General features: G+C 56.5%; 16 protein-coding genes. 5 read left to right on the top strand and 11 right to left on the bottom strand.

Annotated elements, in window-relative coordinates; translation table 11 throughout:
- Window positions 1-98: 98 nt before the first annotated feature.
- The 4 genes from BM079_RS00740 to gorA all read right to left on the bottom strand — a co-directional run bounded on the left by BM079_RS00740 (window position 99) and on the right by gorA (window position 4,056).
- Entirely contained in the window at window positions 99-494 is a 396-nt protein-coding gene (locus BM079_RS00740; protein ID WP_090129851.1) for an ectoine synthase, read from the bottom strand.
- A gap of 81 nt (window positions 495-575) precedes the next feature.
- Window positions 576-1,838 carry a diaminobutyrate--2-oxoglutarate transaminase gene (gene ectB, locus BM079_RS00735; RefSeq protein ID WP_090129849.1) on the bottom strand — a complete coding sequence of 421 codons (1,263 nt, stop codon included), beginning with the start codon at window positions 1,836-1,838 and terminating at the stop codon, window positions 576-578.
- Between the two features lie 53 nt (window positions 1,839-1,891).
- Window positions 1,892-2,404, bottom strand: coding sequence for a diaminobutyrate acetyltransferase (gene ectA / locus BM079_RS00730; RefSeq protein WP_380059491.1), 513 nt, complete (start codon window positions 2,402-2,404; stop codon window positions 1,892-1,894).
- Window positions 2,405-2,694: 290 nt separating this feature from the next.
- Window positions 2,695-4,056: a glutathione-disulfide reductase gene (gorA, locus tag BM079_RS00725; RefSeq protein ID WP_090129845.1), complete on the bottom strand. Its 1,362-nt coding sequence runs from the start codon at window positions 4,054-4,056 to the stop codon at window positions 2,695-2,697.
- A gap of 161 nt (window positions 4,057-4,217) precedes the next feature.
- Here gorA and can point away from each other — a divergent pair, with 161 nt between their 5' ends.
- Together can and BM079_RS00715 are read left to right on the top strand one after the other, a co-directional pair.
- Window positions 4,218-4,859, top strand: coding sequence for a carbonate dehydratase (can, locus tag BM079_RS00720; RefSeq protein ID WP_090129843.1), 642 nt, complete (start codon window positions 4,218-4,220; stop codon window positions 4,857-4,859).
- 169 nt (window positions 4,860-5,028) lie between these two features.
- Window positions 5,029-6,066, top strand: coding sequence for a hydrolase (locus BM079_RS00715; RefSeq protein WP_090129841.1), 1,038 nt, complete (start codon window positions 5,029-5,031; stop codon window positions 6,064-6,066).
- Window positions 6,067-6,086: 20 nt separating this feature from the next.
- Here the strand turns inward: BM079_RS00715 and msrA are convergent, their stop codons facing one another.
- The 4 genes from msrA to BM079_RS00695 all read right to left on the bottom strand — a co-directional run bounded on the left by msrA (window position 6,087) and on the right by BM079_RS00695 (window position 13,451).
- Window positions 6,087-6,692, bottom strand: coding sequence for a peptide-methionine (S)-S-oxide reductase MsrA (msrA, locus tag BM079_RS00710; RefSeq protein ID WP_090129839.1), 606 nt, complete (start codon window positions 6,690-6,692; stop codon window positions 6,087-6,089).
- Between the two features lie 123 nt (window positions 6,693-6,815).
- Window positions 6,816-10,910: an autotransporter assembly complex protein TamB gene (gene tamB, locus BM079_RS00705; protein WP_090129837.1), complete on the bottom strand. Its 4,095-nt coding sequence runs from the start codon at window positions 10,908-10,910 to the stop codon at window positions 6,816-6,818.
- Window positions 10,910-12,790 carry an autotransporter assembly complex protein TamA gene (gene tamA, locus BM079_RS00700; protein ID WP_090129836.1) on the bottom strand — a complete coding sequence of 627 codons (1,881 nt, stop codon included), beginning with the start codon at window positions 12,788-12,790 and terminating at the stop codon, window positions 10,910-10,912. The genes tamB and tamA overlap by 1 nt, the downstream gene beginning before the upstream one ends.
- A gap of 61 nt (window positions 12,791-12,851) precedes the next feature.
- Window positions 12,852-13,451, bottom strand: a complete 600-nt coding sequence (locus BM079_RS00695) for a hypothetical protein (RefSeq protein ID WP_139215229.1) — start codon at window positions 13,449-13,451, stop codon at window positions 12,852-12,854.
- Window positions 13,452-13,757: 306 nt separating this feature from the next.
- On the opposite strand from BM079_RS00695, the gene BM079_RS00690 reads away from it, so the two are divergent.
- Window positions 13,758-14,387, top strand: coding sequence for a superoxide dismutase (locus BM079_RS00690; protein WP_090129832.1), 630 nt, complete (start codon window positions 13,758-13,760; stop codon window positions 14,385-14,387).
- Window positions 14,388-14,459: 72 nt separating this feature from the next.
- Here BM079_RS00690 and BM079_RS00685 read toward each other — a convergent pair whose 3' ends face one another.
- Complete coding sequence (locus BM079_RS00685; RefSeq protein WP_090129830.1) at window positions 14,460-15,770, bottom strand: nucleotide sugar dehydrogenase; 1,311 nt, start codon at window positions 15,768-15,770, stop codon at window positions 14,460-14,462.
- A 2-nt stretch (window positions 15,771-15,772) separates the two neighbouring features.
- Window positions 15,773-16,663, bottom strand: a complete 891-nt coding sequence (gene galU / locus BM079_RS00680; RefSeq protein ID WP_090129828.1) for a UTP--glucose-1-phosphate uridylyltransferase GalU — start codon at window positions 16,661-16,663, stop codon at window positions 15,773-15,775.
- Window positions 16,664-17,303: 640 nt separating this feature from the next.
- On the opposite strand from galU, the gene ubiG reads away from it, so the two are divergent.
- Window positions 17,304-18,023, top strand: a complete 720-nt coding sequence (gene ubiG / locus BM079_RS00675; RefSeq protein WP_090129826.1) for a bifunctional 2-polyprenyl-6-hydroxyphenol methylase/3-demethylubiquinol 3-O-methyltransferase UbiG — start codon at window positions 17,304-17,306, stop codon at window positions 18,021-18,023.
- A complete protein-coding gene (locus tag BM079_RS00670; protein ID WP_090129824.1) occupies window positions 18,020-18,712 on the top strand; it encodes an HAD family hydrolase in 693 nt (230 codons plus the stop codon). The genes ubiG and BM079_RS00670 overlap by 4 nt, the downstream gene beginning before the upstream one ends.
- 74 nt (window positions 18,713-18,786) lie before the next feature.
- Here BM079_RS00670 and ybgF read toward each other — a convergent pair whose 3' ends face one another.
- On the bottom strand, window positions 18,787-19,557 hold the full coding sequence (gene ybgF / locus BM079_RS00665) for a tol-pal system protein YbgF (RefSeq protein ID WP_090129822.1): 771 nt from the start codon (window positions 19,555-19,557) through the stop codon (window positions 18,787-18,789).
- Window positions 19,558-19,565: the final 8 nt, after the last annotated feature.

The following is a 19,565-nucleotide window of genomic DNA, read 5'->3' as shown; positions in this document are numbered from 1 at the left end:
TCGATCAGCGCTGTTCGAGACACACCGCTTTTGACGCTAAAAAAGCCTGCTCATGTGAGCAGGCTTTTTGATGGTTAACGTCGAAAAATCCCGAACGTTCAATCATCGGCCGGTGCGTAGGAGCCGTCCTCGCGATGAACTTCGCGACCGGTCAGCGGCGGATTGAACACGCAGGCTACCGTCATTCCCTTTTCCTTGCCGCGTAGCCAGTGCTCATCGTGCTGATCCAGCAGATACATATCACCGGCCCTGATGGTGTGCTTTTTGCCATCGGCAATCGTTTCCACTTCGCCTTCGCCTTCATAGCAGAAGACAGCTTCGATATGGTTCTTGTAGTGAATGTGGGTCTCTGTACCCGGTTTAATGCGGGTAATGTTAAAGGAGAAACCACAGTTGTCTTCGGCCAGCATCAGTCGCGTGCTGTCCCAGTTGCCGTTTTCGGCCTCAACAAAGCGGTCGGTATTGCGGCACTCTTCAAGGTTACGAACGATCATCGATCCGGCTGCCTTTTCTGGTCACAATCAACAAACATCGTTATCAAGGCAGACGCCATGCGCCCGCCCCGCTCTGCATGATTACTCGATGAGGCTGCGAATGCTTCTTTCAAGAAGGGTCAGTCCCTGCTCGAGCTCGTCATCGGTAATGGTCAGTGGGCAGAGACACTTGACCACTTCGCCTGCCTGACCGCTGGTTTCAATGACAAGCCCGCGCTCAAAGGCGCCATGAGTGATATCGTCTGCAAGCTCACCGCTGCCGACATCGATACCCCGCATCATGCCACGTCCGCGCTCCTTGGCCGGGTGACCGGCATCGCTGAGCAGTCCGGCCAGCATTTCAAAGCGCTCGCGAATGACCTCGCCCTTGCGCTGGACTTCCTTCTCGAAGGTGTCGTCTTTCCAGTAGTGACGCAGCGCTTCAGTGGCGGTCACCATGGCCAGCGTATGGCCGCGGAAAGTGCCGTTATATTGCCCCGGCGTCCACTTGTCGAGATCACGACGCATCATCAGCATGGCAAACGGTAGACCATAACCGGACAGCGACTTGGAATTGGTGACCATGTCCGGCTTGATGCCAGCATGTTCAAAGCTGAAGAACTTGCCGGTGCGGCCGCAGCCGGCCTGGATGTCATCCACGATCAGCAGGATGTCGCGTTTTTTGCAGATTTCGGCCAGCCGTCGGGTCCATTCAATGGACGCTGCGTTAATGCCGCCCTCGCCCTGTACCAGCTCGACAATCGCGGCTGCCGGACGGTCGAGACCGCTGGATTTGTCATCCAGTGCCTTTTCAACGTAATCGAGCGTGTCCACGCCCTCGCCCATGTAGCCATCATAGGGCATGAACTGTGCGCCCATGGCCGGTACGCCCAGCGCATCACGAAATTTGGCGTTGCCGGTGGTCGCCAGCGCGCCCATGGTGACGCCATGAAAACCGTTGGTGAAGGTCAGAATATTGGAACGACCGGTAATACGACGCGCCAGACGGATGGCGGCTTCGACGGCGTTGGTGCCGGTGGGACCGGGCAGCTGAATCTTGTAGTCCAGACCGCGCGGCTTGAGGATCAGCTCCTCGAGCGTCTGATAAAAATCCTGCTTGCCGTGCGTCCAGAAATCGAGGCCGTGAACGATACCGTCACGCTCGATGTAATTCATCAACGCCTTTTTGAGCACCGGATTGTTGTGGCCGTAATTGAGCGTACCGGCGCCGGCGAGAAAATCGATGTATTCAGTGCCCTCAGTGGTCCAGAGATGAGCCCCGCGGGCGCAGTCAAAAATGGTGGGAAAGGAGCGGGAATAAGTGCGAACTTCAGATTCCATCCGTTCAAAGTACTGTGTATCCATTAACAACATTCCCCCTGTGGCTGGTAATTCGTTAAAAACTCGCTGTGTCGTGATCAAATCTGCTGCGGATCGAAGGGTCCTATCCGTACCAGATTTTCGGGATCGTGCTCTCCACCCAGTTGTTCTTCAGAAAAGTATTCCCGGCTGTTCAGCGGTGCCTGCCAGCGCTGTGCCAGACGCCTGAAAAGCCCCCATGACGCTTCGTTATCCGGAGTGATGGTCGTTTCCAGATGGCGCACCCCGGCCTGGTGTTCACGTCTTAAAACGGTCTCGACCAGCTTGCGCGCCAGCCCTGTGCCTCTGGCCTTCTCCCCTACGGCAACCTGCCATAAAAAGAACGTATCCGAGGCATTGGTCTTGATGTAGCCCGAGACGAAGCCAACAATTTCGCCGTCGGTCAACGTCGCCACGGCACAACGGTCACGAAACTGTGTGGCAAGCAGTAGATAAGCGTAGGCAGAATTAACGTCCAGCGGCGGGCAGGCCCGGATCAGTTCATAAATGCCCCACCCGTCATCAGTGCCGGGCGGACGAACCAGAATGGGCGTTTCCCCTTCGATAATCATCTCGGCCAGATCAGGATGAGAGATATCGGATGAAGCCGTTGTCGTTTGATTGTTTGGTGTCATGGATATTTCGCAGTTGGCGAATCAGGGATGCAGGATAACAATAACTTATAAAAGCATCAAATCATAAGATTATTAAAAAAACACAATTTTATAATTATGATTTATGTTGCACGGCGCGCCTGTTGTTTCCTTCGATCATGTTGGGGATCTTTCTGGCGCCTGATTCACTATAGACAAGAAAAAGCCGCCTGCAGGCGGCTTTCAAATTCAGCGTATAAATCAGTATGTTACGTTCTCGTGACGCTGCGCAGGGTGACAAACTCTTCGGCACTGGTGGGGTGCACGCCGATAGTGGCATCAAAGTCACGCTTGGTCAGGCGAGCACGTACAGCGATGGCAAGCCCCTGAATCAACTCACCAGCCTCTTCGCCCACCATGTGGGCACCCAACACGCGATCGGTACTGTCATCGACAACCAGCTTCATCAGGCAGCGCTCGTCACTTCCGGAGAGCGTATGACGCATCGGCTTGAAGTCCGTGGTGTAGACACGAATGCTCTCGCACTGCTCTCTGGCCTGCTCTTCGGTGAGACCGACAGTGCCCATGTTGGGATGACAGAAAACAGCTGTGGCCACGCTATCGTAATCGATGGGCTCTGCGCTGCCGCTCCCGTAGTGGAGCTCTACCAGGCGCATGGCCTCTTCCAGTGCCACCGGCGTCAGCTCCGGGCCTTCAATGATATCGCCCAGCGCCAGAATCGACGGCACGGAGGTCTGGTAGCGGTCATCGATTTTCAGCTTGCCATCGAATTCACGTTCGACATCGACGTTTTCAAGACCAAGACCTTCAAATCGCGGGCGACGACCGGTGGCGCCGAGGATGGCGTCCACTTCCAGCGTTTCGCCGTTGCTGAGGGCTACCTGATAGGCACCGTCCTGCTTTTCGACCCGGGTAATGGTGGATTCAAAATGCAGGTCAACGCCCTTTTTAATCATTTCATCGCGGATGAAATCGCGCAGTTCATGGTCGAAACCACGCAGGAAAAGCGGCCCGCGGTAGGCCAGATGCGTCTGGGCGCCGAGCCCGTTGAAGATGCTGGCAAACTCGACGGCAATATAGCCACCGCCCATGACCAGAAACCGTTTTGGAAAGGTGGGCAGATCGAAAATCTGATCCGAGGAGAGTACGTGCTCTCGCCCTTCAAACTCCGGCATCCAGGGCGTTCCGCCGGTGGCGATCAGAATCCTTTCAGCGCTGACATGTCGACCATTAATGGTGACCGTATGTTCATCAACGATTTCGGCGCGCCCCTGAATCAGCTCCACGCCGGAGTTGATCAAAAGCTTTTCGTAGATACCGTTGAGGCGTGAAATTTCGGCTTTCTTGTTGTCCCTGAGCACCGACCATTCAAAACGGGGTGCACTGTCAAAATGCCAGCCAAACCCCTGGCTGTCCTCGAAGGCATCGTGAAAGTGGGCTGCATAGGAGTAGAGTTTCTTGGGCACACAGCCGACATTGACGCAGGTACCGCCCAGGTATCGATCCTCGGCGATGGCTACCCTGACGCCCTTGCCGGCTGCGGTGCGAGCAGCCCTGACACCACCTGATCCTGCACCGATGACAAAAAGATCGACATCATATTGCGACACGGTTGTTGCTCCCGCTGAAAAATATTTGAAACGAAGGCGCTTCCGTTGGAATCCTGCCCCGGGAATAATGGGTCATGATGCTATCACATGAGTGTGCGCCATGGCCGTTCTGGCGTGTTTACCATTCTCTATGTTGTTCATTGAAAAGGCCGTAAAAAACGATGTGTGATCACAAGAGTTGTCAGGATATTTCGCAGCTTCTCGAGCAGAATCGGCTCTGGGCCGATCAGATGGTCGAAAACGACCCTGACTTTTTCAGACGTCTTTCGGATCAGCAAAACCCCGATTTTCTATGGATCGGCTGCTCGGATAGCCGGGTGCCTGCCAACCAGATCATCAACCTTCCGCCGGGAGAGGTGTTTGTCCATCGCAATGTGGCCAACGTGCTGCATCACAATGACATGAACGCCCTTTCCGTCATTCAGTTCGCTGTTGACGTCCTCAAGGTCAAGCACATCATGATCGTGGGTCACTACGGTTGCGGCGGTGTCAAGGCCGCCGTTACCGGTGGTGACAACGGCATTGTCGATTACTGGCTCAATACCGTTCGCAACCTGTATCACCAGCATCAGGAAAGTCTGGCGGATCTGTCGCTTGATGAGCAGGTCAACCGCATGTGCGAAATCAATGTCAGAGCACAGGTGTCCAATCTGTGTCAGACCAAGATCCTGCAGCGTGCCTGGGAGCGGGACCAGCCCGTCAGCGTTCACGGCTGGTGTTACAGCCTGGCCAACGGTCTGGTCAAGGATCTGGAGTGCACCGTGACCAACCATGAAGAAGCTGAAGCCTTTCGACTTCGGTAACGGCATTCGCTTTCAGAGATACCAATCTCGGATCACTGGTCTCGAGACAGACTGATCCATGAACGCACGGGTCCGGCAGGGGTCACATCAATACACACGACATGTCTTGACCTGCTGCCGGCTCTCGGTGATAACTGACGCTCATCGTTTGCTGGCATAAAGAGTCAACATGTCGGGCATGATCCAGAAGGCCGACTTTCGCCCCCCGCGCGGGCTGGCCAATCCACACATCCAGACTCTGCTGCCGCTGCTGCTGCCACGCGACAGGGTTCGTCTTGACACCGAACTCTTGACGCTACCCGACAACGATGTCGTGGAGCTCAGCTGGACGCAGCCTGCGCCAAAGGATGCCAGAGCGCCGATCATGGTGCTCTTTCACGGACTGGAAGGTTCCATTGATTCGCCCTACGCGCGCATGCTCATGCGCACGGCAGCCAATATGGGCTGGCGTGCCGTCCTGATGCATTTTCGCGGCTGCGGACGCGTGCCCAATCGCTATCCGCGGAGCTATCACGCCGGTGAGACGGCCGATGCCTACTGGATGCTTTCTCAATTGACCCGGCGCTATCCCAATGCCCTGAAGGTGGCGGTAGGCGTGTCTCTGGGCGCCAATGTGCTGCTCAAGCTGGCCGCAGAGCAGGGAGGCGACGGGCTTGATCTGGCCGGCGCCATTGCCATCAGCCCGCCACTGGATCTCGCGGCCTCGGCCGATGCCATCAATATCGGTTTTGTCCGCTGCTACCAGCGTCATATCCTCAAATCCATGAAGCGCAAGGTCATTCGCCATCTGGAGGACGGCAGTCTGGATCATCTCGATGTACAAAAGCTCAGAGAGCTGGATACCTTCTGGGCCTTCGATAATGAAGTCACGGCACCGCTGCACGGTTTTGGATCCGCCACGGACTACTATCAGCGAGCGTCGTCAGGGTTCATGCTTCATCGTATCGAACTCCCGACGCTGATATTGCATGCCGCCGACGACCCGTTGATGCCCAGACATCTACTGGATCGCCTGCCGATGCCGTCCAGAAGTGTCCGGATTGAAATGGCCGAACACGGCGGGCATGTCGGATTCATTGAATATCGCCAGGGACTGTTGCGCCCTTGGCTTGCAAGACGTGTGGCACAGCAGCTTGAAAACTGGCGCTGTGTGCCCGGAAGACGCCAGCAGGTGCAGCCTCTGGGGCGCAATCAGCCACTCGACTGACCACGCCCATGACCTGCCCATCAGATCGGGCAGCTGACGCCAGTACCCTTGAGACCGCAGTACCCCATGGGGTTTTTGCTCAGATACTGCTGGTGATACTCCTCGGCGTAGTAGAAGACTTCGAGAGAGGCAATCTGCGTGGTGATCGCTCCCTTGCCGCTCTGCTTCAGCGCTTGTTCATACTCCTCGAGACTTTTACGAGCAATCTCGCGCTGCTGTTCGTTGTGCACCAGGATCACGGAGCGATATTCGTTGCCGATATCGTTACCCTGACGCATCCCTTGGGTCGGGTCATGCGCTTCCCAGAACGTTTTAAGCAGCTCCGCCAGGCTGATTTCTGACGGATCGAACACCACCCGCACGACTTCAGCATGGCCGGTCCTGCCAGTGCAGACCTCATCGTAGGTCGGGTTGGGCGTATAGCCGCCGGCGTAGCCAACCGCCGTAACCCGGACGCCCGGCAGCTGCCAGAAAAGACGTTCGGCGCCCCAGAAACAGCCCAGCCCGAGGACAATGTCGTCAAGGCCTTCGGGCGCCGCCGTGATGTCGCGATCATTGACATGATGGACACCGCTTATCGGCATGGGCGTCTCCCGACCTGCCAGCGCTTCTTCCGCGCTGGGCATACGCGTCCTGTCGTATCCGAGCATGGTGCCTCCCATCGGTTATCGAATCAGCGTAAACGTTAACAGGCTATTGTTTATCGGGGCTAGCGGAGGAAAACACAAGCCCCCTCGCCCCGTTTCGTCTCAATTTGGACTGTCCGGTGTCCGCCCCAGACTGAAGGTATAGATGAGATCAACCGCCTGATTGGCCCCCGAAACGGCCTGGAGATACAGGTTCTGGATCAGCTTATAGCGCAGGGTCAGCTCGGCAATCGAGGAGAAAAGCCCTACGCCATAGCTGACCTGCAGGTCATCAAAGAGATAACCGCTGACCACGACCTGACTTTCATCGCCGCTGCCGGAAGTATCCAGCGACAGGTCGTCGATACCGAAGCTCTCGCCCAGCTGGCCGATCGCCTTGCCGCTTCTGGATAGCGACAGTCCGATCAGGGCCGAGGTCAGCATGCCGTCACTGTCGCCGCTGGCATCCGGGGCGCGCCCGCGCAGCAGATAGGAGAGCGCCCTCGATTCGTTCATGCCCGGTTCGGAGAAGATCTCAAGCTCCGGCTGATCCGCGGGTCCGGTGACTCGCAGGCCGGCAATCACGTTATCGGCCGTATTATCCGGATTACGGATGGCCTCGATATTGAGATAGGGCTGTCCGGGCGGGCCACTGAACAGTACCTGGCCACGACGAATCAACAAATCCTGCCCCAGTGCCTGAAAACGGCCATCTTCGAGAGCCACATCGCCAAAGAGCTGGAGCTGGCTGGCGCTCTGGCGAACGTTGAGCCGACCTTTCACGTTGGCATTCAGACCATAGGCTGCCAGCTGAACGTCATCGCCCACGATAATATTGACGCCGACGTTGACTTCCATACCCGCCGCTTCAAGATCCTGGGTGTTGGCCCATGCCAGCTGGCGATCAATGTCGTTGCCCGCCTCGACCGTGGCCATCTTCTGCTGGCGAGCTTCATACTCCTCGCGGGTGACGATCACCTCATCAGAGGACGGCTTGACGGCGGATGCCGGAATCTGTCCGATCTCGAGACGCGCCCATGGGATGCGCACGTCGCCATTGATATCCAGACGCTGCGGATTAGCAGCTACCTGGATATCGGGCGCAACCCTAAGACGCCCGAACTCCGGCATGCGGATTTCAAGCGGTGAGTTACCACCGCGCAGCGCCATATTGGCCTGCCAGTTCTCGGTCGTTGGCCAGTTGGCATTGCCATCAAGGTTCCAGCGGGCATTGCCGACCTGCAGATACCCATCCAGCGTGCCGCGGTCGCCCTGGAAATTCATCGCCACGCGAGCATCATCCAGACTGACCGGCAGTTGATCACCACGGGCGCGAACATCGCTGAGCGCCATGCTGCCATTGAGACGAGGCTCGATCAGCGTACCGGCAAGGGCCACATCACCGTTGAGCTGCCCCTGCAGTTCGTTCAGGGCGGCGACCAATGGCGTATAGGGCGACAGGGTCACGCCGTTGACCTGCAGACGACCAGCCAGCGTTCGACTGCCGAGTGGATCGCCAATGTCGGCATTGAGACGAACCGAGCCGGCATCACGCAGCGTCATGTCGATGCGCGCCTGCGCCCGGTCAGGAGTGGCCTCGGCATTCAGCTGAAGGCCGAGGTGTGGCAACGAAAACGGCTGCCCTTGGGCATTCTGACCGCGGACATCCACCTGGCTGCTCAGATCGGTATCGACATTCCACCGGCTGCCCGCCTGGGACCACTGTGCGTTGATATCTCCTTCGAGCCCGCCGGCAAGACGCCATTCAGGCGGAAGATAATCGTTGGCCAGCGCCAGATCGATATCGGACAGACGCAGCGCAGCACGTCCGCTGTCGGCGCTGGCCTGCAGCGTTTCCACGGAACACAGCCGACCGCCCTGTCGTCGAACCAGGCAGAACGGACCTGCCGTCACGCTGGACTGATCCAGCAACGCCGTAAACCTGAGCGGCCCCTCCAGTGCAATATCGCCACCCTGTGGGGCACTGACCTCCAGAGGCGTTATCGTACCGGTATAGCGCTGCGCAACCTGATCCAGGCCGCCCTCCAGTGCCATGTCCACGCGGCTGACCGGCAGGCCATCACCACCGTCGATGTCCAGCGTCATCCGATGCTGCTTCAGCGTGCCGTTCAGCGTCGTACTCACGCGACGAATCCGTTGATCGACGGCGCTGATGTCGCTGACATCGAGATCGACATTGAAGCTCGGATTGTCGATCCCCTGTCCCTTTGCCATCAGCCGAAATGCACCGATGCGATTATTCTGATAGCGAAGTCCCTGTCCTCGAAGATCAACGTTGCCGGCCGGATTATCCAGAGTTCCCGCAAGCCTGATCTGACCGTTGGCACTGCCGCCCAGCTCCGGCAGGATCGTGTCCAGCGCCGGTGCCGAAATGTCGGCATTCAGGGACAGTCGATCGCCGATATCGCCACTGGCAGAGATCCGATTGCTGCCCTGTCGCAGGTCCAGCTGATCGATATGCCACTGCATGTTGCTGTTACCGTTCAAGCGGCCCTGCAGGGAAAGCGCCCGCCCCTGCAGTGTTCCCTTGATGGCAAACTCGGGAAGCTCAACGCGCCACGCCTCGCCCTGCTGATGAAAACCGGCGCTCAGTTTTCCGTTGAGGCGTCCAGTAACGGCATCGGTAAAGTCCTCCAACCGCAGATTGTTGAAATCAAGCGATGAATTCACATCCAGAGCGGGTGACCAGGTTGCCGTACCGCTGGCTTCCACCCTGCCATCGCCTGTCGTGACGGCCAGCGGCGCCCAGTTGAAATGTCGGATATCACCATCACCGTCAAGACGGATATCCAGCGGCGAGATGTTCGGCGCTTCCACGTGAGCGCCCACGCCAAGCTGATAGCCATCCAGCGAACCCTCGGCATTGACAGCGATATCGCGGGCAAGCCAGGGCGCCACACCGGGCGTCTCCTCGAGCGGCCAGCGCACCTGCGGGCTGGAAAGCTGTAGCCTGAACGGCAGATTCGGCGCGAGAACATCAGCATGTGCGCTCAGGGCGGCGTTAACGGGGCCACTGGCGTTAACGGAAAGATTCAGATCGGAAAGTGCGCCGTGAGCGTCAACCTCGACATGCTCGCCCCGGGCTGGTGCCTGCAGAATGTCGGCCGCCAGTGACAGGGTCAGTGGATAATCATCCTTGAGCGACGCCTTGGCACTCATGGATGCCCGCGCGACAGAGGAATCGAGCGTCAGCTGTTGCAGATCGATGTCAGATTCCCGGGTCTGAACGGCCAACGCCAGCTGATGCACCACAATCGGTGTCTCGCCGTCGACTCTTACACGGTTAATGGCGACATCTTCAGCATCGATATCCAGTGGCAGCGTGATCTCGGGCATGACGATGCGCTCCTGATCGTCTGTCTTGCCGATGATGTCGATCAGCGGGTTGGCCAGTGGCTTCTGCCCAAGCTCGGCCAGCGTTTCCAGCACGGTGGGTGGCTCGGGGCTGGCGACCTTCATGGCCCCTTCAACGGCGCCCTGTGACAGCACCGTGGTCGCGTCATCGGTCAGCAGCACCGGAGGTGCCGAGGCTGCAATCGTTTGTGCCGAGGCGATCGCTTCGCCCGTAATCATGTCGGGGCGTACAACGCGTCGCGCCACGCGAACGTCCACACTTGAATCAAGAAGATCCGGCTGATCAAGGCCGGGCGTTGAGGCAAGCACCACGCGGCTGTCTTCCAGACGTGTTTCTCCCAGAGTGAGATGACTGCCTTCCAGCACGGCGCTGGTGTGAAAATGGCCCAGCTCAACACGTGTGCCGTCAGCCAGACGCACATGGATATCGTCCAGACGCAGATCGCGCACCTCGACAGGCAGCGGCGTCCCCAGTCGACTCATGGTCGAATCATCGTTGCCGGCCTTCTGCGTCTCGCTGTTACCACCGCGCAGGACGACATCCACATCGCTCACCTGTAGCTGATCCATGCACAATCGACCGCGCAGCAGGCAGTCACTGCTCCAGTGCAGAGCGAACTGATCCACATCGAGTCGAAGCGCGGGCAGATCCAGATGCAGCCCCTGGATCGTAAAATCATCCAGCAGCGCACCCTCAGCGTGATCATAGGTGATGAAGCCGCGGGACTGCGCCTGTTCGAGCAGCTTCGAGGTCCCCCACGGGGAGAGAACAACGCCTGCCACAATCAGAACCAGCGCTATCAGTGTCACGACTATCCAGAGGATAGCGCGAGGCAGCAACATTAAAACTCGGGACCGATGCCGAAATGCAGACGCCAAGAGTTTTCCTCACTATCAAAGGGATGGGCAATATCCACGCGAACCGGCCCAACGGGTGAAATCCACCGCAGGCCTACACCTGCGCTTGTCTTGAGCTGATCCGGCCACCAGTCGTTGAAAGCGTTGCCGGCATCCACGAAAGTGGCCGCCCACCAGTTGTTGGCCACCTGCCGCTGATATTCCAGAGAGCCGACCAGCAGGTGCTTGCCACCCAGCAGATCGCCATCGCTGTTTTCAGGCGAAATGGTTTCATATTCATAACCGCGGACGCTGCTGTCACCACCGGTGAAAAAGCGCAGCGAGGGCGGCACCTTGCTGAAATCATCAGTACTGGTGGCCCCAACGGTCGCACGGCCCACGAAACGGTTGTCGGGTCCGAGACTTCTGATCCACTGACTGTCGAGCCGGGTGCGCAGGAAGTTGGCATCCGATCCCCAGGCATCGCTTGAGCCTTCTACCAGAATGTCCTGTCGATCGCCCCACATGGGAAATCGGGTATTGTCCGTACGGGTACGCGACCAGCTCATGCCGGGAATGAATAGCAACACCTTGTCTTCTTCATCCCCCTGGGTGAAGTCTTCATAGGTGGTACGCAGATAGGCGTTTTGTATCCAGTCATTTTCAAAACGCCATTCACGGCCAAACGATACCGAGCTTTCAAAGCTGCGGGTGTCGCTTTCGGTGCGGTCGGTATTCTTGAAGCCATAACGCATGTAGTAATTATCACGCGCCGGGTTGGCCAGCGGCACGTTGTACTCGCCCGTCAGGGTCTGTTCAGGCCCTGACAGCACCAGATCATTGTTGAGACTGTCGCCCCGGTCATTGAGCCATGGCATGTTCCAGCCAAAGTTGACCCGCGGTCCCACGTCCGTCGAATAACCAATACCGGTTTCGAACTTGTGACGGTCTTCTGGTGTAACACTCACATCGATGGGAACGGTGGCGCGCTGCGGCCTCTCCCGAGCTCTCAGATTGTCCATGAAGGTCTGCTGCTCGGACTGACCGTTTTCATTTTCAATACGGGCATCGGGTGACGAGGTTACCCTCGGAGAAGGAGTACGGCTGGAACGCTCCTCAAGTCGAGGGCGAACGCTGATGCTTCGAAACCAGCCCGACTCGCCAAGACGCTGGCTATAGCGCGCCACGTCCGTGGCCAGATAGCGGTCATCGGGATCAAACGGTGCCATCCTGCGCAGACGGTCTTCCCGGATCTGGCTACCGGTAACGAAGATATCGCCAAACCGATAGCGTTCGCCGCTTTCGAATACCAGCGAGATGTAGGCCGCGTGCTCCCACGGATGCACCTCAATACGGCTCTGGCGATAGCGGGCATCGAAATAACCCCGCTCCAGTGCCAGCGCTGTCAAACGCGATTTGAGTGTGTCGTAGGGCGTGTGAAGAAGCCGCCTGCCTTCCATCTCTGTCAGCGGACTGGCCTCTAGTGCCTGCTGAAACGGCTCATCGTTTTCGGCTGGCCCTTCAACGCGAACCACGACCGAGCGGATGCGAACGGGCTCGCCGTGATCCACCTCGACCGTCACCTTTTCACGGTTTTGAAAGCTGACCGAAATGTCAGGTTCATAGTAGCCATAAGGTTTCAGTGCATCCTTCACTCGCTGGATGACCTCGGCGCTATAGCTCTGCGTCCCGGCGTTTTCGGGAATATTCAGAGACTGAAGATAATTGCGGATATTGGTGGCCAGCTCACTACGCACGCCCTTGACGTCTGTATCGATGGCAAACACTGGCGATGACTGACCAGGGCTGGTCACCAGCAGCGCCAACACCAGCACTCCCCGGGCAGAATTACCGGCGATCAGACGGTTACGAAAAAAGGATCGCATAACGGTCAGGATATTCCTTGATGATATGAATCACGTTACGTTTTACGGGCTCACCAACCCTTCAGGGGTTCAGGATATCCTGAAGCGACTCCAGAGTAGCATGAAGACCTGTCTGGGCCTTTTGAAGCCGCTCGATCTGTTTCGTCAGATCACTCGCTTGCGTTTCAACCGAGTCCAGCGTCTTCCTTTGATCGGCCACACTGTCAGCAAGTGACTTTAGCTGCTCGCTATTTTTATCAATCTGCTGCAGCTGCTTCGCCTGCTCGGCGTTAGTATTGTCCAAATCTTCAAAACGCGCACCATAGGTGCTTTCAAGCCCCTTGATAACATCATCCAGTGAATCCAGCGACTGCTGCAGTGACCCAAGGGTTTGCTGGCGCAGCGCATCAGCCTCTTCCAGCTGGCTCAGACGCGCTTCCAGTTCGTTGCCATTCGCCTGCTGATCGAATTGCTGCTTCAGGGACTCGATGCCGGAACGCTGATTCTGCTGCTCATCGCGTATACCTTCGAGGACGTGATCAAGGTTGGTCGTCATCTCCTGACGGTCGGTACTGACCTGCTGCGCCCGATCTGTCAGTGCCGATATTCTGGCATTCCAGCGCTTGTGGTCCTGATAATACTGAATGCCCATGGCAACGATGGTCGCGGCAAGCAGCAACACAAGGACATACACGGGCCAGATCGGCGCCCGGCGCGGGGCTCGATAAGTGCGGGCATGTCGTGATTCTGTCCGGGTTGAATACGCAGCATTGCGATCAGCGCCTATGACGGGCTCTTCATGATCTTTTGGCGGCATGAAAGTCTCGAGAAAAATGGCGGCCAGAGAGATGACCTGCCCTCATCGGCAAGGTCATGACACTGCATGCATGCTACGATGCATGGCCCGTGAAATGCCAGTACAGGCTATCCGGCAGACAGGTTTGAACGGTAACACCAGGGGCTCCCTGGTCGGAATGGAACGGTGATCATGGCCCTTGAACTTCCCTCTCTGCCCTACGCAGCAGATGCACTGGCGCCCGTAATTTCCGAGCGCAGTCTGCGCATGCATCACGAAGGTGTTCATGCGAGCTACGTCAAGCGCCTGAATACGCTGCTGGAAGGCAGTGACCAGGCACCTCAATCGCTTGAACATATTATGGCCACCGGGCGCGGTGAAGCTCAGGCCTGCGCCTGCCAGGCATGGAACCACACTTTCTTCTGGCAGTGTCTGACCCCTTGGCACAGCCCCATGGGGCAATCCCTTGAGCATGCCATATCAGAGCGTTGGGGAAGTATCGAGGCGTTCCAGCAGGCTTTCACAGCCAGCGCCATGGCGCACTTCATGGGGGGATGGACATGGCTTGTCTATACGCCGCAGGGCCGGCTGGACATTCACAATGCCGTGGATGCCGGCTCTCCGCTATTGAGAAAACTGTCGCCGTTGCTGGCCGTCGATATGTGGGAGCATGCCTGGTATGTCGACTTCGGCAGCGATCGACGCAAGTATCTTCAAAAGCTCTGGGGGATTATCAACTGGTCGTTTGTCGAGCAGTGTCTTGAAGATGCTGTGGCCACCTCACAGGGCAGACGCAACCTGCGCCCCTCATGGGAAGTTTGACAGTACGGAGCAAAAAGGCGCTCCGACATGACATGCCATAGTGGCATCTCGATACCGGACCGCCTTCAGACGTCAGCGATCTTCCCTGCCTTCGCTCTCCTCAGGGTCAGCACTGCGACCGATGCCCCGATAGACAAAACCGTGCTGTGCGACAAATGACGGATCATAGATGTTGCGACCGTCAAGAATCAGCGGCGTTGTCATCAGCGTCGACAGACGTCGCCAGTCGGGATTCCAGTACTCTTTCCACTCCGTTACCAGCAGCAGCGCGTCAACGTTTTCACAGGCTGACTGCGCAGTTCCTGACAGCGTCAGAAGAGGATGCTGACCATAGTAATGCTCAATGGCCGGCAGCGCGGCAGGATCATGCAGCCTGACATGCACGCCCTGTGCCCACAGGGCATCCAGTAAACGAAGAACCGGGGCATGCGCGATGCGTGCGGTGCCTGGTTTGAAGGCGGCGCCCCATACGGCAACCGTGCGCCCTTTCAGGTCGCCATCGTAATACTGCCAGAGCTTGCGAAAGAGCTCTTCCTGCTTTTGCTCGTTGACCTGTACCACATGCTCGATTAGACCATTGTGCTGACCTTCACGAGCTCTGATATTCGAGAGACGGTAAAGATTGCGAGCAAAGCTGGGGCCACCAAAACCACATCCTGGATAGAGATACTCGCGGCCGATACGGCGATCGGATCCCATCGCCTGACGTACCAGCTCGATGTCCACGTCCAGACTGTCGGCCAGGCTGGCGAGTTCATTCATGTAGCTGACGCGCGTGGCCAGCATACCGATCACGGCAAGCTTGGTCAGCTCGGCTGCCCGCCTTGGCATCAGACGAACATTGTTCTCACGACGGTTGAAAGCCCTGAGAAGCTCGCCGATCTGACGGGTAGCCCACTCATCCTCGCTACCCAGGATCCAGCTGTCGGGACGCGTGAAGGTGGCCATGGCACGCCCTTCTTCAAGCATATCAGGCAGTGCAACCGCAATCTGGCGCTCCTTGCGAAGCAGCGATTCAAGCACTTCCGTATGACCAATCGGAAAGGTACTGTTGTTGACCAGTACAAAATCGTGCGGCTCGCGACCGAGCGTCTGCTCGACCCACTGGTCAGCATCATTACGCTGATCCGCCGATACGGCCAGCCAGTAAACACTGGCGCTGGGCAACGATTTTGAGCTTTCGCACAGTGTCAGTGAGCCATTATCGATACTCTGGGACAGCTGGTGATAAAGTCCCGGTTCGTTTCTGATCCAGTCCGTTTCGGCCAGAACATTCCATGGCTGAGCAGGATGGGGCCACCAGTAGACCTGGTGACCCACCATTGAAAGTGCAGCGGCTGCCGTTGCTGCACTCAGTTCGCTTCCATGCACTACCACCTGCATGATTATGCCTCGCTTTGATAGCGCTTCAGCAGCTCGCGGAATCCTTCGCCATATTTGGGATGACGACGGGCAAACGACAGTGTCGCTTCCAGATAACCAAGCTGATGACCGCAGTCGAAAGTTTCACCTTCCATACGATAGGCGGCAACATCCTGCTTGCCACGCAAGGTATCGATGGCGTCGGTCAGCTGGATTTCGTTACCTGCGCCTGGACGCGTTTCAGCCAGTACCGGGAAAATGCTGCCCGGCAGCAGATAACGACCGATCACGGCCAGAGTCGATGGCTCCGTACCGGCTTCGGGCTTTTCTACCATACCGGTAATCTTTTCACTCTTGCCGGCTTCCGGGGTATCACCTTCAAGCGCCACGATGCCGTACTTGTAGGCCACTTCGGCCGGAACATTCTGTACCATGATCTGAGCAGCGCCGGTCTGCTCGTGAGCATCAATCATGCCACCCAGATCGTTGCGCGTCATGCCCTCGTCATCAACCAGCACATCCGGCAGCAGCACGGCGAAGGGTTCGCTGTCGCCAATGACAGGACGAGCGCAGAGAATAGCGTGACCAAGACCAAGAGCTTCCGGCTGGCGAACGCTGATAATGGAAACATCGTCAGGGATAATATTGCGCAGCTCGTTCAGCAGCTCCTGCTTGCCTTTTGCTTCCAGCTGGGTCTCAAGCTCGAAATGCTTGTCGAAGTGGTTTTCAATCGCTGATTTTGAAGAGTGAGTGACCAGCACAATTTCCTTGATGCCGGCTTTTACTGCTTCCTGAACGACATATTGAATGACCGGTTTGTCGACAATCGTGATCATCTCCTTGGGGATCGCTTTTGAAGCGGGGAGACAACGCGTGCCAAAACCGGCGACAGGTAATACTGCTTTACGAATCATTCTTTCTTCCCTTTTTCATCCAATATAAGAAATGCATGTGATCATGACAGGTACATGCTGGCCATGACGCCATCGTGACCGACCGGTGGCTTAAAATCTTGCCTGAACCGACGACATTGCTTCGAAATGCCACATGCATGGTAATGGCCACATAAAATACCGGACCCTGGCTTTCATATCCGCGGCGAAATGTTTCATTTTGTTGCAAACGAACATTCAGATGCCACGTTTTTCATTTTGGATGAAGAATAACGGTATAAAAAAAGACATGTTTTCGATTTGCCATACCGTTGATCAACATCGATAGGTTAAACCGATTCTACAAGCCCTTTTGGCTGAGCCACAAAAATTGTCTTATCTTGCACTTTTCAACTTCATCCATAACGCCTTCGCGCAGATGGGCTAAATTTGAAGCCTGCCCACTATCGCGTCTGACATCGCAGTACAGAATTTATAGCACTTTATTGAATACATTCACGTCAAACGCCTGAGTGTCTGTCCACTTCACCTTTTTCCCCTGTGCACTGCCAACAGGTTGCAGCGATAAAATCGCTGCGGGTTCATGAACCGCGCAGACCCTATACAATACAAACGATATGATGGCAGCCCACATTGCCCCACTGTTTACAGGAGCTCTTTGATGAGCGAAAAACATCATTCCAACGTTGACCCGGGTGAAATTGCCAAGTTTGATGATCTGGCCAGTCGCTGGTGGGATCGTGATGGTGAATGCAAGCCGCTTCACGACATCAATCCCCTGCGTCTTGATTACATCGATCAGCGAGCCGGCCTGACTGGGCATCGCGTTATCGATGTTGGCTGTGGGGGTGGCATTTTAAGCGAGGCCATGGCGCATCGTGGCGCCGAGGTTACTGGCATCGATCTGGGTGAGGCACCGCTTTCCGTTGCACGTCTTCATCAGCAGCAAAGCGGTGTTGAAGTGGATTATCAATGCATCAGTGCAGAAGACATGGCGGCACAGCAGCCAGGCAGCTTTGATGTGGTGGTATGTTTTGAAATGCTTGAGCATGTTCCTGACCCGGGCAGTGTCATCAAGGCCTGTGCTCGTCTGGCCAGGCCCGGTGGCCATGTCTTTTTTTCCACAATCAATCGCAACCCCAAATCATGGGCAATGGCCATAGTCGGCGCCGAATATATCCTGAACCTTCTTCCTCGTGGTACGCACAGCTATCAGCGATTTATACGCCCTTCCGAACTCGCACGCTGGGCGCGTCAGGCCGATCTTGATGTTCGCGATATCACCGGCATGATTTATAACCCTGTCACGCGCCGTTACCGCCTCTCTGATAGTGATCTGGACGTCAATTATTTCATGCATACTCGTGTGGGCCATTCATGAGTTGGGATGCGGATATTCCCAGGGCCGTATTGTTCGATCTGGATGGCACTCTCGTTGATACGGCGCCGGATCTGGCACGCGCTGCCAATGCACTTCGAAGGGAGCGCGGGCTTGATCCGCTGCCCTATGAAGACATTCGACGTGAAGTGTCCCACGGCGGGAGCGCACTGGTCACTCTGGCGCTGGGGCTGGAAAAGGGCGCACAGGGTCACGATCAAGCTCGAGACAGCCTGCTTGAGTACTACGGTAACAACGTTGCTGAAGAAAGCTGTCTTTTTGGGGGATTTTCGGAGGTACTGACTTACTATCGCGCGATCAAGCGACCATGGGGCATTGTGACCAACAAGCCCAGAGCATATGCGGTTTCGCTGCTTGAAGCGCTGAAAATAACGCCGGATGTACTGCTGTGTGCTGATGACCTTCCGGTCAAAAAACCGGATCCTGCTCCACTACTTGAAGCCGCAAGGCGCTTGAATGTGACCCCAGAGGATTGCTGGTATATCGGCGATCATTTGCGCGACATCCAAGCGGCCAACAACGCCGGCATGACAGCTATTGCGGTGAAATATGGCTATTTACGTCAACAGGACAACCCTGATGCATGGCCTGCCAGCCAATTTTACGAAACGCCCGAAGAGCTCTGCGAAGTATTACTGCAGCACAACGCCTGCAGTTCAACGCTTGGCTAAATCACCGGAATTTTCATGGCAAGCAGCGGGCATTTCGTCATCCACGAACTGCCCGCGAATTCCGACTGACATCATCAACCGCTGGTTTTTTGCATAAATTCACGTGCAAGCCCGGCAGCATCGCTGTCTGAATGCTCGCTGACGACCTTTTTCAGCATGCTCTGGCTTTCAGAGCTTTTACCCTGACGAGCATAGACAAGACCCAGCTTGTACATGGCATCAGGCACCTTGTTGCTTTGAGGATAGTCACTGATGACTTTTCCAAACGCGGTGGCCGATTTGTCCAGCTGTGATTTGGCAGAATAAAGCTCACCGAGCCAGTACCAGGCATTGCCATTCAGACCGGACTGCGGATAGTCACGATTAAAGGTTTCAAAAGCAGAGATGGCCTGGTCGAACTCACGTTTTTGCACATGTGAAAACGCGGCTTGATAGGCACCCTGAGCATCATTGGAAGAAGAAGCGGCCTCTCCCCCTGACGATGACTGACCACCACCGGAAGCGGCCTGATTGATGGGGTCATTGCCAGCCGAAGCACCATCATCGCTGCTACTGCCCTGCGCACTATTTCCCTGCGCGTTGCCAAGACGTTCTTCAAGGTCCAGATAGCGCTGCTGAGACAGCCGTGTCTGCTGCTCCAATTGATGACGGAGCTCTTCAATCTGCCCACGGAGCTGGTTGATATCCTGCTCCTGGCTTTGCAGACGATTGAATATCTGCAGCGTGCCGGTACCGGAATTTGTGGTGGCCTGGTTATAAAAGGAATCTGTTTGTGCGGATGCCCAAACGGACAGCGGGAGCACCAGGGCTCCCGCGCCGCACAGTCGAACAAGACTGTGTTTCATTACTTACT

Source organism: Kushneria avicenniae (assembly GCF_900112585.1).
GTDB classification, from domain to species: Bacteria; Pseudomonadota; Gammaproteobacteria; order Pseudomonadales; family Halomonadaceae; genus Kushneria; species Kushneria avicenniae.
The sequence above is the reverse complement of the archived record's forward strand: the minus strand, read 5'-3'. Positions and strand labels throughout refer to the sequence as shown.